Annotated in this window: 12 protein-coding genes and 1 tRNA gene; all 13 read left to right on the top strand. The window is 54.1% G+C overall.

What is annotated here, in order from left to right; genetic code table 11:
• Positions 1–60 precede the first annotated feature (60 nt).
• Positions 61–2,004, top strand: coding sequence for an ATP-dependent zinc metalloprotease FtsH (gene ftsH / locus Q0824_RS08365; protein ID WP_298449260.1), 1,944 nt, complete (start codon positions 61–63; stop codon positions 2,002–2,004).
• A 115-nt stretch (positions 2,005–2,119) separates the two neighbouring features.
• Positions 2,120–2,950 (top strand): dihydropteroate synthase, encoded by an 831-nt coding sequence (folP, locus tag Q0824_RS08360; protein WP_298449258.1) that lies wholly within the window; start codon positions 2,120–2,122, stop codon positions 2,948–2,950.
• Complete coding sequence (gene glmM / locus Q0824_RS08355) at positions 2,950–4,293, top strand: phosphoglucosamine mutase (RefSeq protein WP_298449256.1); 1,344 nt, start codon at positions 2,950–2,952, stop codon at positions 4,291–4,293. Before folP ends, glmM begins: the two co-directional genes overlap by 1 nt.
• Before the next feature lie 76 nt (positions 4,294–4,369).
• Positions 4,370–5,140, top strand: coding sequence for a triose-phosphate isomerase (gene tpiA, locus Q0824_RS08350; RefSeq protein WP_298449254.1), 771 nt, complete (start codon positions 4,370–4,372; stop codon positions 5,138–5,140).
• A gap of 24 nt (positions 5,141–5,164) precedes the next feature.
• Positions 5,165–5,524, top strand: a complete 360-nt coding sequence (gene secG / locus Q0824_RS08345) for a preprotein translocase subunit SecG (RefSeq protein ID WP_298449252.1) — start codon at positions 5,165–5,167, stop codon at positions 5,522–5,524.
• A gap of 6 nt (positions 5,525–5,530) precedes the next feature.
• Positions 5,531–5,615: transfer RNA gene (locus Q0824_RS08340), tRNA-Leu, on the top strand.
• A 317-nt stretch (positions 5,616–5,932) separates the two neighbouring features.
• Positions 5,933–6,394: a ribosome maturation factor RimP gene (gene rimP / locus Q0824_RS08335; protein ID WP_298449250.1), complete on the top strand. Its 462-nt coding sequence runs from the start codon at positions 5,933–5,935 to the stop codon at positions 6,392–6,394.
• 54 nt (positions 6,395–6,448) lie between these two features.
• A complete protein-coding gene (gene nusA, locus Q0824_RS08330; protein WP_298449248.1) occupies positions 6,449–7,942 on the top strand; it encodes a transcription termination factor NusA in 1,494 nt (497 codons plus the stop codon).
• A gap of 17 nt (positions 7,943–7,959) precedes the next feature.
• Positions 7,960–10,521 (top strand): translation initiation factor IF-2, encoded by a 2,562-nt coding sequence (infB, locus tag Q0824_RS08325; RefSeq protein WP_298449246.1) that lies wholly within the window; start codon positions 7,960–7,962, stop codon positions 10,519–10,521.
• Positions 10,521–10,967 carry a 30S ribosome-binding factor RbfA gene (gene rbfA, locus Q0824_RS08320; RefSeq protein ID WP_298449244.1) on the top strand — a complete coding sequence of 149 codons (447 nt, stop codon included), beginning with the start codon at positions 10,521–10,523 and terminating at the stop codon, positions 10,965–10,967. Before infB ends, rbfA begins: the two co-directional genes overlap by 1 nt.
• Entirely contained in the window at positions 10,964–11,893 is a 930-nt protein-coding gene (gene truB, locus Q0824_RS08315; protein WP_298449242.1) for a tRNA pseudouridine(55) synthase TruB, read from the top strand. Before rbfA ends, truB begins: the two co-directional genes overlap by 4 nt.
• A gap of 78 nt (positions 11,894–11,971) precedes the next feature.
• Complete coding sequence (rpsO, locus tag Q0824_RS08310; RefSeq protein WP_298449240.1) at positions 11,972–12,241, top strand: 30S ribosomal protein S15; 270 nt, start codon at positions 11,972–11,974, stop codon at positions 12,239–12,241.
• A gap of 303 nt (positions 12,242–12,544) precedes the next feature.
• Entirely contained in the window at positions 12,545–14,665 is a 2,121-nt protein-coding gene (pnp, locus tag Q0824_RS08305; RefSeq protein ID WP_298449238.1) for a polyribonucleotide nucleotidyltransferase, read from the top strand.
• Positions 14,666–14,753 lie beyond the last annotated feature (88 nt).

Here is a 14,753-nt window from a genome sequence, read left to right as displayed (position 1 = left end):
AGGTGTCAGAAAAGAGTAGTTCCTTCGATGGCCTGCTCTTCAATTCACAGGTGATGATCCTTGAACGATATGGCAAAAAATCTGGTTCTCTGGCTGATAATAGCCGCTGTACTGTTGATGGTGTTTCAGAATTTCTCTCCCACCACCACCGGTCAGCAAGTCAATTACTCCCAATTCGTTGAAATGGTCCAGCAGGGTCAGGTCAACAAAGTCACTATTGATGGCCTGGAAATCCAGGGCACCCGTGGCGATGGTTCCCAGTTTCAGACAATTCGGCCCCAGGTGGCGGATAACAAGCTGATGGACGATCTGCTGGCGAACAAGGTGGAGGTCATCGGCAAAGAGCCCGAGCGCCAGAGCCTGTGGACGCAGCTGCTGGTCGCGGCTTTCCCGATTCTGATCATTATTGCGCTGTTTGTGTTCTTCATGCGGCAGATGCAGGGCGGCGGTGGCGGCAAAGGCCCCATGTCGTTCGGCAAGAGCAAAGCGCGCCTGATGAGCGAAGATCAAATCAAAACCACCTTCGCTGATGTGGCCGGTGTGGATGAAGCCAAAGAGGATGTTAAGGAGCTGGTGGACTTCCTTCGGGATCCCAGCAAGTTCCAGCGTCTGGGTGGCAGCATTCCCAAAGGCGTATTGATGGTGGGGCAACCGGGTACAGGTAAAACCCTGTTGGCCAAGGCCATTGCTGGCGAAGCCAAGGTTCCTTTCTTCTCGATTTCCGGTTCGGACTTCGTTGAGATGTTTGTTGGTGTTGGTGCATCGCGCGTGCGGGACATGTTTGAGCAGGCGAAGAAGCAGAGCCCTTGCATCATCTTTATTGATGAAATTGATGCGGTCGGTCGCCATCGTGGCGCGGGTATGGGCGGTGGTCACGACGAGCGTGAACAGACCCTGAACCAGTTGCTGGTTGAAATGGACGGCTTTGAGGGTAACGAAGGCGTTATCGTTATTGCGGCTACTAACCGTCCGGACGTTCTGGATCCGGCGCTGCTGCGACCAGGTCGTTTCGATCGCCAAGTGGTTGTTGGCTTGCCAGATATCATCGGTCGCGAGCAAATCCTCAAGGTGCACATGAAAAAAGTGCCCCTGGATGAAGGTGTTGAACCTGCGTTGATTGCGCGCGGTACTCCGGGCTTCTCCGGTGCCGACCTGGCGAACCTGGTTAACGAGGCAGCGCTCTTTGCGGCTCGTCGGAACATGCGCCTGGTTTCCATGGAAGAGTTTGAGCTCGCGAAAGACAAAATCATGATGGGCGCTGAGCGCAAGTCCATGGTGATGAGCGAAAAGGAAAAGCTGAATACGGCGTTCCACGAGGCGGGTCACGCGATTGTAGGCCGGTTGATGCCCGAGCATGATCCGGTTTACAAGGTGAGCATCATTCCTCGTGGCCGCGCTCTGGGTGTAACTATGTTCCTGCCCGAAGAGGACAGGTACAGCCACAGTAAGCGCTTCTTGATTAGCTCCATTTGCAGCCTGTTTGGCGGGCGTATTGCAGAGGAGTTGACCTTGGGCTTTGACGGCGTTACCACCGGTGCCTCGAATGACATCGAGCGTGCCACCAGTCTGGCCCGTAATATGGTCACTCGTTGGGGATTGTCTGAGAAGCTTGGGCCTTTGCAGTACGATACCGACAGCGAGGAGCCGTTCCTTGGTCGTTCTGCAGGCCAGGCGCAAACTGTTTACTCTCCTGAAACGGCGCAGCGCATTGATGAGGAAGTAAGAAACATCATTGATACTTGCTATGAGAAGGCAACAGAGATTCTGGTCGCAAACCGGGATAAGCTGGATGCCATGGCTGAGGCTTTGATGAAGTACGAGACCATTGATCGTCATCAGATCGATGACATCATGGAAGGTCGTACCCCGCGCCCGCCCAAAGGCTGGGATGACAGAGGGTCTGCAGGGGGCGCCAAAGCTGGCGGTTCCGGCACTGCTTCTGAATCCAATCCCGCTGAAGATGGCAAGCGGCCAGATGTTGGTCGCCCGGCGGGAGAGCACTAAGCTTCCTGGCTTCAAAGCGCTTTAGCTGATTAACGCCGCCCTGCTTACGGGCGGCGTTTGTTTTTGCAAGTTGCTGTTTCCCCGGTTCAGGTATGCCAGTCCAGAAAGGTTTTTTATGGAAATGAAGTTTGCCGGACGAACGTTGGATATGTCCCGTTGCCATGTAATGGGTATTCTCAACGTGACGCCAGATTCATTCTCCGATGGCGGTCGGTTCAATCAGCTTGATGTGGCGCTTCTGAAAGCCCGCCAGATGGTTGCTGACGGCGCTGCATTTATTGATGTTGGTGGTGAGTCAACCCGGCCTGGTGCGGCGATTGTGTCGGCTCAGGAGGAGCTTGATCGGGTTTGTCCCGTGGTTGAGGCGATTTCGCGTGAGCTCGATGTGGTCGTTTCTGTGGATACCAGTACTCCGGCAGTGATGGCGCAGGTGGTAGAACTGGGGGCCGGGCTTATTAACGATGTGCGCGCACTACAAAGAGAGGGGGCGTTGGCTGCGGCAGCAGCTGCCGCTGTGCCTGTTTGTATTATGCACATTCAGGGCGAGCCGCAAACCATGCAGGAGCGCCCCGAATATCAGAATGTAATGCGAGAGGTCGGGGAGTTTTTAACCCGGCGCGTTCGCCTTGCTGCGCAAGCTGGAATTTCCGCTGAGAACATTATTCTGGACCCGGGCTTTGGGTTCGGGAAAGATCTTGAGCATAATTTACGCCTGCTTGCCAATCTGGAACAGCTGCGGGCATTGGGGCATCCCTTGCTGGTCGGCATGTCCCGAAAGTCCATGCTTGGTCATATTACGGGCCGAGATGTTGATGAAAGGTTGCCGGCGAGCCTCGCGGCCGCGACAATATCTGTAATGAAAGGTGCCAGTATTATTCGTGTGCACGACGTCAGGGAAACTATGGATGCCGTCAAGATTGCGACGGCCGTAAAGGGGGCAGGTTAATGGCCGGAAGAAAGTATTTTGGTACGGACGGCATACGCGGCAGGGTTGGTGAGCACCCGATTACGCCGGAGTTTATGTTGCATCTGGGCTGGGCAGCTGGGCAGGCTTTCAAAAAAACCGGTCAGCGCAACAGCGTGCTGATTGGCAAGGATACCCGCTTGTCAGGTTATATGTTCGAGTCTGCACTTGAGGCGGGCTTATCGGCGGCAGGCGTGGATGTAAGGCTGCTGGGCCCTATGCCTACGCCAGCGATTGCTTACTTGACGCGAACATTTCGGGCGTCGGCAGGTATTGTGATCAGTGCTTCCCACAATCCCCATCACGATAACGGCATCAAGTTCTTCTCCGCTGAGGGTACCAAGCTCGATGATGCTTTGGAGGCGGAAATTGAGCGCTGGCTAGAGACGCCTATTGAGGTCTGTGGCCCGGGAGAGTTGGGTAAGGCCTCGAGAGTAGAGGATGCGCCAGGGCGTTACGTTGAATTTTGCAAGAGCACGGTTCCAAACGAGTTCACGCTTGAGAGCATGAAGATTGTTCTGGATTGCGCGCACGGCGCGACTTACCACGTAGCGCCAAAAGTGTTCCGTGAGCTGGGTGCCAAGGTGTTTGTTATTGGTGCTGAGCCAGACGGGCTGAACATTAATCTGAATGTCGGGTCTACGCATCTTGGTGCCCTGAAGCAGGCAGTTATCGATAAAGATGCGGACTTGGGTATAGCCTTCGATGGAGATGGCGACCGGGTGTTGATGGTTGATCGCGACGGTTCCGAAGTTGACGGTGATGAGCTGCTGTATGTAATGGCTGCTCAAAGGTTTGAAGAGGGTCGCCTGAAGGGTGGCGTGGTCGGCACGCTGATGACCAACCTTGGGGTTGAGTTGGCGCTGACAGAAATGGGAATATCGTTCGAGCGTGCCAATGTTGGCGATCGCTATGTCATGGAGCGGCTGATCGCAAATGATTGGGTGCTTGGTGGCGAGGGCTCCGGGCATATGGTCATCCGGGATTGCACCAGCACCGGTGACGGTATCGTCTCGGCGCTTCAGGTTCTATTGTCTATCTGGAAGTCTGGAAAAACGCTTGCTGAGATGCGTAAAGGCATGAGTAAGTTGCCCCAGACCATGATTAACGTGCGTGTAGAGCAGCGTTTTGATCCATTTAGTCGTGCGGATATTGTCGAGGCCGTGAAGAGCGCAGAGCTGGAGCTTGGTGATGCAGGCAGGATTTTGCTGCGGGCATCGGGAACTGAGCCCTTGATTCGCGTGATGGCGGAAGGCCGGAGTGCCGATGATATACGTCGCGTTGTGGAAAAACTGGTGAAAGTTGTAGAAAACTCAACGCCCTGATTTTGTTGATTTCAGGCGGTTGTCTGTTATGAGGGACTGCTGTATAGTGCGCCCTCCCTTACATTCGGGAACTGTTATGCGTCGCAGGATTGTAGCCGGTAACTGGAAAATGAACGGGTCGAAAGACCTTTCGGAAAAACTGGTTGGCTATGTCCGGTCTGAGACCGGATCTCTTGATAATGGCGTGGAGGTTGTTATTATTCCTCCCGCACTTTATGTCGGGGATGTGTTGAGGCTGGCTCAGGATGCAGTTTCAGTTGGCGTCCAGAATGTAGGGCGGTGGCAGTCAGGCGCCTATACCGGAGAGATTTCTGCGGAAATGGCAAAAGATGCCGGCTGTCGCTATGTGCTGGTTGGGCACTCAGAGCGTCGTCAGCTTTTCGGTGAAACCGACGAGCAAGTCGCGGAAAAGGTGTCACTTGCACTCGCCAGTGGTTTAACGGCTATAGTGTGCGTTGGCGAGTCGCTTGAAGAGCGTGAGTCCGGGCAAGCAGAAGCGGTCGTTGCCGGCCAGGTGCGTGCTGGGTTGGCATCAGTTGCTTGCGCAGCAGATGGTAGGGCTTGGCAGAATATCGTAGTCGCCTACGAGCCGGTTTGGGCAATTGGTACCGGTAAAACGGCGACCGCAGATGACGCTCAGGCAATGCACGCGTCAATACGCGGTGTCCTTAAAGATATGGGTGCCCCGGCCGAAGAAATTTCATTGCTTTACGGCGGCAGTGTAAAAGCGGATAATGCACCGGCGCTTTTTTCTGAGCCCGATATAGACGGCGGTTTAATTGGTGGCGCGTCGCTGGTCGCGGAAGATTTTGTTAGTATTTGCCGGGGTGTCCCGGCGGGTGCATAAAGTTAAAGGTTTGCGAGAATCGATATGGATTGGATGGAGACACTAGTAGTCGTTGTGCACGTGGTGATCGCGGTGGCGCTGGTGGGTCTTGTTCTGATCCAGCAAGGCAAAGGTGCGGACGCAGGTGCAGCCTTCGGTGGCGGCGCGTCGCAAACTGTATTCGGTAGTCAGGGCAGTGGCAGTTTTCTGACCCGCATGACAACCTTGCTTGCAATCGTGTTTTTTGTAACAAGTTTTTCGCTGGCAGTATTTGCCAAGCAGCGCGCTGAAGTGGCTGGAGAGGCCGGTATTCCGACTGTTAAGGAATCTCGTCAAACTCCTGCTCAAGATGCTGCTGAAAGCGAAACCGGGAGCGGGGCGTCTGAACTCCCCGAGCTCGAGTAAGGTGTTGCCCAAGTGGTGGAACTGGTAGACACGCTATCTTGAGGGGGTAGTGGCGAAAGCTGTGCCGGTTCGAGTCCGGCCTTGGGCACCAATTAAGAGAGAAAACGGCTTGGATTATCCAGGCCGTTTTTTTGAGCAGTCCTTGACCAGTCCGTTCGGCGTCTCTATACTCCGGCGGATATTGAAGTCTGGCATCTTTTGTTGTCGGGTTTCTGGCAGGCCAGGTGTCTGTCAGCAGGAAGCGGTATACCGGTTTGCTTCCTGCGAGTTCTTGCAACAAAAGGCCCCGGTTATCGGGGCTTTTTGATTAAGGGGCCTGGCGCAACAGGCCCTGGTGCGTAAAAAGGGCTGATCAACAGCCCTTTTTTTGTTTTTGGGCCGGTAAATTTCATACGGAGACCGCCTAACTTGTCAGGCAAGCTTAAACAATTGGAAGACATTCTTCGCCCTGTGGTCGAAGGTTTGGGTTACGAGTATTGGGGTATTGAGTATCGCTCCAAGGGCTATCAATCCATGCTGCGGGTTTTTATAGACGATGCCGAGAAGGGCATTGGTATCGACGACTGCGAGAAAGTCAGCCGCCAGATCAGTGGTGTTATGGATGTGGAAGATCCCATCCAGACAGAATACACGCTTGAGGTTTCGTCACCGGGAATGGATCGGCCATTGTTCCGGCCTGAGCAGTATCAGGCGTTTGTGGGGCATCAAGTACAAATTCGCTTGCGCATGGCGTTTGAAGGTCGGCGCAAGTTTCAAGGGCTTATAAAAGGTGTGGAAGGCGACGAAGTCGTGATTGTTGTAGACGATCACGAATATCTGTTGCCTTTTGACAGCATTGAAAAGGCCCAAATCATTCCGGTATTCGAGTGAGCTATTTGAACAACTCAGTAGATGCACAGTTTATTTTCAGGGCAGGGCAATCCAATGAGTAAAGAGATCTTGCTGGTAGTTGAGGCCGTCTCGAACGAAAAAGGCGTCGAGAAGGAAGTGATTTTCGAGGCAATCGAGCTGGCACTGGCCACCGCTGCAAAAAAACGCTACGAAGATGAAGAGTCGGATGTTCGCGTATCCATCGATCGTCGTACCGGAGAGTATGAAACTTTCCGTCGCTGGCTGATTGTTGACAACGATGCGGTACCCGCTCTGGGCACCGAGCTGACACTTCAGGAAGCTGAAGAAATTGATTCCGAGCTGAAGCCGGGCGATACCTACGAAGAGAAGGCGGAGTCGGTTGCCTTTGGTCGCATCGGAGCTCAGGCTGCAAAGCAGATTATCTTCCAGAAGGTTCGTGAAGCTGAACGTAGCAAAATTGTCGACAGCTATCGCGACCGCGTTGGTGAGCTCGTTTCAGGTACCGTCAAAAAGGTTACGCGGGATAACGTTATTGTGGATCTTGGCGCTAATGCGGAAGCCTTGCTGCCCAGAGAGCACCTGATCCCGCGCGAAACCTTTCGTATGGGCGACCGGGTTCGCTCGCTTTTGCTGGAAATCCGTACGGATCACCGTGGTCCGCAGCTGATTCTTAGCCGTTCGGCTCCGCAGATGTTGGTTGAGCTGTTCCGTATAGAAGTTCCAGAGATTGCCGAAGATTTGATCGAGATCCGTGGTGCTGCCCGTGATCCCGGCTCCCGCGCCAAGATTGCAGTGAAAACCAACGACCGTCGTATTGACCCGGTTGGTGCTTGTGTAGGTATGCGTGGCTCCCGTGTTCAGGCTGTTTCCAATGAACTGGGCGGTGAACGTGTCGATATCGTGCTGTGGGACGATAACCCTGCACAGCTGGTTATTAACGCGATGTCCCCGGCTGAAGTAGCCTCCATCGTAATGGATGAAGATCGCCACACCATGGAAGTAGCCGTAGCGGCAGATAACCTGGCGCAGGCTATAGGTCGTAACGGGCAGAACGTGCGCCTGGCGACCGAGCTGACAGGCTGGACTCTGAACGTTATGACTGAAGAAGAGGCCGGTGAACGCCAGGAGCAGGAGTACAATACTCTGGTTGGTACCTTTACCGAGCATCTTGACGTGGATGAAGAGTTCGCCGGCGTGCTCATCGATGAAGGCTTTACCTCCATTGAAGAGGTTGCCTACGTACCCATGGAAGAAATGCTGGCAATTGAAGGTTTTGATGAAGACACAGTTACCGAACTGCGCCGCCGTGCTAAAGATGTCCTGTTGAATCAGGCTCTGGCTAGTGAAGAGGCTCTTGACGGTGCAGAACCGGCAGAAGATCTTCTGGGCATGGACGGAATGGATCGTGGCCTGGCGTTTAAACTCGCCGGCATGGGTGTACGTACCATGGAAGATCTGGCTGAGCAGTCGGTTGATGATTTGCTCGATATCGAAGGTATGGATGAAGAGCGTGCAGGCCAGTTGATTATGGCAGCACGCGCCCCCTGGTTTGAAGACCAGGCTTAATTCGGGAGGAGACCAGTATGGCTGAAGTAACGGTAAAACAACTGGCCGAAGATGTAGGCGCTCCCGTGGATCGTTTGCTGAAACAGATCGTGGAAGCTGGCCTGAAGGCCCGCTCGGAAAACGACGCTGTATCCAGTGATGAGAGGCAGCAGCTGCTGACCTATCTGAGAAAGACCCACGGTGAAGCAGGCGCTGAGCCGAACAAGATTACTCTTAAGCGTAAGACCACAACAACGCTCAAGGCTGGTAAAGCCAAGACCGTCAACGTGGAAGTACGCAAGCGCCGCACTTATGTTAAGCGTGCGGAGCTGCAGCCGGAGCCAGAAGTGGCAACGCCCGCACCAGTAGCAGAAGAGTTGCCGGAAGAGCAGAAGTTGGAACAGCCTGAGGCAGAGCAAACGCCTAAAGTGACTGCTCCGCAGGCTGATACAGAGGCTCCTTCAGAGGCAGCGAAGGCAGAAGTGCCGGCTGCAGAAGAGCAGGTTGCCGCTGAAAAGGCTGAGCCCAAGAAGGCGGCAGAGCCTGAGCCAGTGGTCGCTCCGGAAGACATTCCGATGCCACCGCCCGAGGGCGATGGTAAAGACCGCAAGCCCAAGAAAAAGAAAGAAAAAGTTCGCGAACGTGGCGACGATGCCGAAGATGGCAAGCCCAAGAAGAAGCAGGCTGGACATCGTGGGCCACGCAGTCGTCCTTCAGATGCACCGCTGGTAGTCTCGGATGATGATGATGACACCACGCTGCGCAAACCGCTGCGGGCGAAAAAGAAACCCAAAGAGAAGCGTCATGGCTTCGAGAGGCCGACCAAACCGATGGTCAGAGAAGTAGAAGTTCCTGAAGTGATTACCGTTGGGGATCTTGCCCAGCGGATGGCCGTCAAATCCGGTGATGTCATCAAAGCATTGATGGGCATGGGCGTGATGGCAACCATTAACCAACCTCTGGACCAGGAAACATCGACACTGGTTGTTGAGGAGTTGGGCCACAAGGCCAAGCCGATTAGTGATGACGCCTTTGAGCACGACGTGCTCAGCGAGTTCAAAGTGGAAGGTCAGGAAAAGGCCAAGCGTGCCCCTGTTGTGAGTGTAATGGGCCACGTTGACCATGGTAAGACATCGCTGTTGGATTACATTCGGCGTACCAAGGTTGCCTCAGGTGAGTCCGGTGGTATTACGCAGCACATTGGTGCCTACCACGTTGAAACCGACCACGGCATGATTTCGTTTCTGGATACCCCGGGCCACGCGGCTTTCACCGCGATGCGCGCTCGCGGAGCCCAGTGCACGGATATCGTTATCCTGGTAGTTGCATCCGATGATGGCGTAATGCCGCAGACCAAAGAAGCGGTGCAGCATGCCCGCTCTGCCGGTGTGCCCATTGTTGTGGCTATCACCAAGATGGACAAGGAACAGGCAGATCCGGATCGGGTGAAGAACGAACTGGCTGCCATCGAAGTTATCCCTGAAGACTGGGGTGGTGATGTGCAGTTTGTGCCCATCTCTGCAAAGTCTGGCAAAGGTGTAGATACTCTGCTGGAAGCGGTTCTGCTGCAGGCCGAGATTCTTGAACTGCAAGCTTCTCCTGATGCGCCTGCCAATGGTGTTGTTGTTGAATCCAGCCTCGAGCGTGGCCGTGGTTCTGTAGCCACTGTGCTGGTTCAGAACGGTACTCTGCGCCAGGGCGATATGGTTGTTGCTGGTTCTTTCTTCGGTAAGGTTCGTGCAATGACCGATGAGGCCGGTAAGCAAGTCAAGGAAGCTGGCCCCTCAATTCCGGTTGAGATTCTGGGCCTGAACGGCACGCCGAACGCCGGCGATGAATTCTTTGCCGTAGCCGATGAGCGCAAAGCGAAAGAACTGGCTGAATTCCGCCACATTCGTGAGCGCGAGCAGCGTTTACAGCGGGCGCAAGCAGCCAAGCTGGAGAACCTGTTCGAGAACATGGGCAAGGACGAGGTTAAAACCCTCAACGTTGTTCTGAAGACAGACGTTCGCGGTTCGCTGGAAGCGATCACCAAGTCGTTGCAGGACCTGGGTAACGAAGAAGTACAGGTGAAAATTGTATCTTCTGGCGTTGGTGGTATTGCCGAGACAGATGTGAGCCTTGCGATGGCGACCGGCGCTGTTATCTTCGGTTTCAACGTTCGTGCTGATACAGCATCCAAGCGGTTAGTTGAGCAGGAAGGTCTGGATCTGCGTTACTACAGCATCATCTACAACCTTCTGGACGATGTGACGGGCGCCTTGACCGGCATGCTGGCACCTGAGTTCCGCGAAGACATCGTCGGTATTGCTGACGTTCGTGACGTGTTCCGTTCACCAAAGTTTGGCCAGGTAGCTGGCTGCATGGTGACCGAAGGCAACGTATACCGGAACAAACCGATTCGTGTACTGCGGGACAACGTGGTTATCTTTGAAGGTGAGCTGGAATCCCTGCGTCGCTTCAAGGATGACGTGCCTGAAGTCCGTAACGGCATGGAGTGTGGTATCGGTGTTAAGGGCTACGATGTGAAGGTCGGTGACCAGATCGAAGTCTTTGATCGTGTCAGGGTCGAGCGTAAGCTCGAATCCACGGGGGCCTAATGCCTAGAGAGTTCAGTCGTATTGATCGCATCGGCGATCAGATGCAGCGTGAGCTTGCCCTGCTGATTCAGCGTGAGGTGAAGGATCCGCGGTTAGGCATGGTAACGGTTAATGCAGTCAAGGTCAGTCGTGACCTTGGCTACGCCGACATCTATGTCTCGCTGCTGACTACCGAGGAGCTCACTGCTGAGTCTCCTGAAGTCGTGGACTCGATTTCTGTGCTGAACAGAGCAGCAGGGTTCCTGCGGGGGCAAGTGGGAAGAGCTATGAAATTGCGGGTTATACCGCAGCTTCGGTTTCACTTCGACGCACTCCAGGGCTACAGCCGCCGAATGGACAATCTCATTCGCGAAGCGGTCGGTGACAAGTCGGCCGTTGAGCGGAATGATGCCAGCCAAGGTGGCAATGAGGGTGATAACGAGAGTAATCCGGAGTCAAACGCTTGAGCCGCAGACGCAAAGGCCGTGAAGTTAATGGCATTCTGGTAATCGATAAGCCGTTGGGTATCACCTCCAACGGCATTTTGCAGCAGGTTAAGCGTCTCTATGGTGCTGCCAAGGCTGGCCATACCGGTGCCCTCGATCCGCTTGCAACTGGCGTGCTTCCCCTGTGTTTCGGTGAAGCGACAAAATTTTCCCAGATGATGCTGGATAGCGATAAAGCCTATATCGCCACTGCGCGCCTCGGTGAACGTACCGAAACCGGCGACAGTGAAGGCGCCGTAGTCGCTACAAAACCAGTGCCAGAAAATCTTTCACCGGAAGTGCTTGAGCCTGTGCTTGAGCAGTTTCGTGGTGATATCCAGCAAGTTCCTTCCATGTATTCCGCGCTCAAGCACAATGGACGTCCGCTCTATGAATATGCCCGTGAAGGCATTGAAATTGAGCGCCCGGCACGTCCGGTAACCATTTATGAGCTTGAGCTTCTGTCTGTCCGTGAAAATGAACTGGATATTGCGGTTAAGTGCACCAAAGGTACGTACATTCGCTCACTCGTCGAAGATATCGGCGAGGTCTTGGGGTGCGGTGCTCATGTAATTGAGCTCAGGCGCACGCTGGCCGCAGGGTTTACCTTGGAGGATGTACACGCAGTGCCTGATTTAGAGGCGATGCGCGAGCGTGATGAAAGTCTGGATGGCCTTCTGGTTGCACCGGATGCAGCGCTCTCCATGTTCCCGGAGCACCGTCTGTCGGGGCAGCCGTTGGTGTCGATATTGAATGGACAACCGGTTAGAATACCGGGTCAGGCTTACGACGGCTTCGTTCGCATTTATGGCAACGAAGGTTTTGTAGGGCTGGCAGAAGCATTGCCGGAAGGCGAGGAAACCAAACTGGTACCTCGTCGATTGGTGAGTGACAGCGGAAAGCGTTAGGTTTACCGCTGTTTAGCCGGGCTGTAGAGATGCGCGGTTCGGCCGGATTTGACAGCATCGCAAACATTGAGGTGATTTATGGCATTGTCTGCCAGCGAAAAAGCACAGATCGTTCAAGATTATAAGCAAGCTGAAGGTGATACAGGCTCCCCGGAAGTGCAGGTTGCACTGCTGAGCGCCAACATCAATAAGCTGCAGGGCCACTTCAAGATCAACAAGCAGGATCACCATTCCCGCCGTGGTCTTATTCGGATGGTAAACCAGCGTCGTAAGCTGCTGGACTACCTCCGTAAGAAGAACGGCGACCGTTACCTGGAGCTGATCAAGCGCCTGGGTCTGCGTCGCTAAATCCGGTCTTACGACCTGACGGCTGCTCCGGTATTGTTCCGGAAGTAGTCACCAGCCGGCGGGTTCCTCAGGGGGCCTGCCGGTTGTGCTTTTTGTCACTGCATTGAGTACTTTTGTGAGACTGGGCTTTTCTGTCGTATTGGAAAGCTGAATTTGATAGCAGGTTGTTGAAAGCCCGGGCGGCACGCGATGTCAGCGTACCGATAATCCAGCCGGGGTTTTACAACAGCCTGTTAGCTTTCAGGCAGAGTGTCTTCAGAATCACACTTCAATCATTCTGAACAGATAACGCAGGAGTTCGTTGTGGATCTGCAACCGCGTAAGAAATCATTTGAACTGGGTGGCGAAACCGTCACTCTGGAAACGGGCCGTATTGCTCGTCAGGCTACAGGTTCCGTTCTGGTCACCGTGGGTGATATTTCGGTTCTGGGTACTGTTGTTGGCGCCAAAGAAGCCAAGCCGGGTCAGCCGTTCTTCCCGCTGACCGTTAACTATTTTGAAAAGACCTACGCCGTGGGCAAAATCCCCGGCGGTTTCTTCAAGCGTGAAGGTCGTCCTTCCGAGAAAGAAACTCTGACATCCCGTTTGATCGACCGTCCGATTCGTCCGCTGTTCCCGAACGGCTATATGAACGAGACGCAGGTTATCTGTACGGTTATGTCGTCCAGCAAGCAACAGGATCCGGATATCGCTGCTATGTTGGCCGCTTCGGCTGCCCTGGCAATTTCTGGTATTCCTTTCGCGGGTCCTATTGGTGCGAGCCGTGTTGGCTACACCAATGAGCGCGGTTACTTCCTGAACCCGAGTTTTGAAGATCTCAAAACCTCCCTGCTGGACATGGTGGTTGCGGGTACTGAAGACGCGGTTCTGATGGTTGAATCCGAAGCCAAAGGTCTGAGCGAAGATCAGATGCTGGGTGGCGTGCTGTTTGCACACCAGGAAATGCAGACTGCTGTAACAGCGATCAAAGAATTCGCCGCTGAACATGGCAAGCCCCGTTGGGATTGGCAGCCAGCTGCTGAAAACACCGAACTGCTGGCCGCGATCAAGTCTGAGTTTGCCGGTGCTATTGAAGAGGCCTATGGCATTCACGACAAAATGGCTCGTTACGCGCGTCTTGGTGAAATTAAAACGGCTGCAGTTGAAAAGCTTGCAGGCGAAGAGGAAGGCCAGCCTTCCGCAGACGAAGTCAAAAAGAACTTCGGGAAAGTTGAGAAGACCGTTGTTCGCCAGCAGGTAATCGATGGTAAGCCACGTATCGACGGCCGTGACAACAAAACCGTTCGTCCGATCGAAATCGAAGTGGGCATTCTGCCAAGCGTTCACGGTTCTGCTCTGTTTACCCGTGGTGAAACCCAGGCAATCGTTACGACGACTCTGGGTACTTCCCGCGACGTGCAAACCATCGACGCTCTGGAAGGCGAGCGTAAGGACCCGTTCCTGTTCCATTACAACTTCCCTCCGTACTCGGTAGGTGAAGCGGGCCGTGTTGGCACCCCTGGCCGTCGTGAAGTTGGCCATGGCCGTCTTGCCAAGCGCGGTGTGATGGCGGTTATGCCGACTTTGGAAGAATTCCCGTATGCCGTTCGTTCGGTGTCCGAGATTACTGAGTCCAACGGCTCCAGTTCTATGGCGTCTGTTTGTGGTTCAAGCTTGGCGTTGATGGATGCTGGTGTTCCGCTGAAGGCAGCAGTTGCCGGTATCGCCATGGGTCTGGTCAAGGAAGGCGACAAGTTTGCCATCCTGACCGACATTCTGGGTGATGAGGATCACCTGGGCGATATGGACTTCAAGGTTGCCGGTACCAAAGACGGTATTACTGCTCTGCAGATGGACATCAAGATTCAGGGTATTACTGACGAGATCATGGAGCTTGCCCTTGAGCAGGCCTATGCAGCGCGTCAGCACATTCTGGTTGAGATGAACAAGGTTATCTCTGAGTCGCGCACCGAGTTGTCTCCGCGCGCTCCGAGCATTACCGCAATCAAGATCAACCCGGAGAAGATCCGCGACGTTATCGGTAAGGGCGGCTCTATGATCCGTTCTATCTGTGACGAGACTGGCGCGTCCATTGATCTGGATGACGACGGTAATGTGAAGATCTACGCAGACAACCAGGAAGCGGCTCAGGCAGCGGTTAACCGGGTTAAGGAAATTACTGCTGAGATTGAGGTTGGTGCTATCTACAAGGGTCGCGTTGAGCGCATTGTGGACTTTGGTGCCTTTGTTAACATTCTGCCTGGCAAGGATGGTCTGGTGCATATTTCCCAGATTTCCGAGCGCCGGATTGAGAACGTGACTGACGAGCTAAGCGAAGGTCAGGAAGTTCTGGTTAAGGTTCTGGATGTTGATAACCGTGGCCGTGTGAAGCTGTCTATGAAGGAAGTGAAAGAAGGCGAGCAGCCGACTGACTTTTCTGACTGATAGTTAGCAGCTAGTAAAAACCCGCCTTTCCTATGGATTGGCGGGTTTTTTGTTTTCCGAACTCTAGCTCGGAGATGGCAGGCATAGG

The organism is uncultured Marinobacter sp. (assembly GCF_947488835.1).
Taxonomy (GTDB): Bacteria; Pseudomonadota; Gammaproteobacteria; order Pseudomonadales; family Oleiphilaceae; genus Marinobacter.
Note: the sequence above shows the minus strand (reverse complement) of the source record. Positions and strands in the feature narration are given on the sequence as shown.

What these genes read in the sequence shown, in the direction of transcription:
- folP (WP_298449258.1), top strand. Translation starts at nt 2,120, where the DNA reads ATGGAAATGAAGTTTGCCGGACGAACGTTGGATATGTCCCGTTGCCAT.
- glmM (WP_298449256.1), top strand. Translation starts at nt 2,950, where the DNA reads ATGGCCGGAAGAAAGTATTTTGGTACGGACGGCATACGCGGCAGGGTT.
- tpiA (WP_298449254.1), top strand. Translation starts at nt 4,370, where the DNA reads ATGCGTCGCAGGATTGTAGCCGGTAACTGGAAAATGAACGGGTCGAAA.
- secG (WP_298449252.1), top strand. Translation starts at nt 5,165, where the DNA reads ATGGATTGGATGGAGACACTAGTAGTCGTTGTGCACGTGGTGATCGCG.
- nusA (WP_298449248.1), top strand. Translation starts at nt 6,449, where the DNA reads ATGAGTAAAGAGATCTTGCTGGTAGTTGAGGCCGTCTCGAACGAAAAA.
- infB (WP_298449246.1), top strand. Translation starts at nt 7,960, where the DNA reads ATGGCTGAAGTAACGGTAAAACAACTGGCCGAAGATGTAGGCGCTCCC.
- rbfA (WP_298449244.1), top strand. Translation starts at nt 10,521, where the DNA reads ATGCCTAGAGAGTTCAGTCGTATTGATCGCATCGGCGATCAGATGCAG.
- rpsO (WP_298449240.1), top strand. Translation starts at nt 11,972, where the DNA reads ATGGCATTGTCTGCCAGCGAAAAAGCACAGATCGTTCAAGATTATAAG.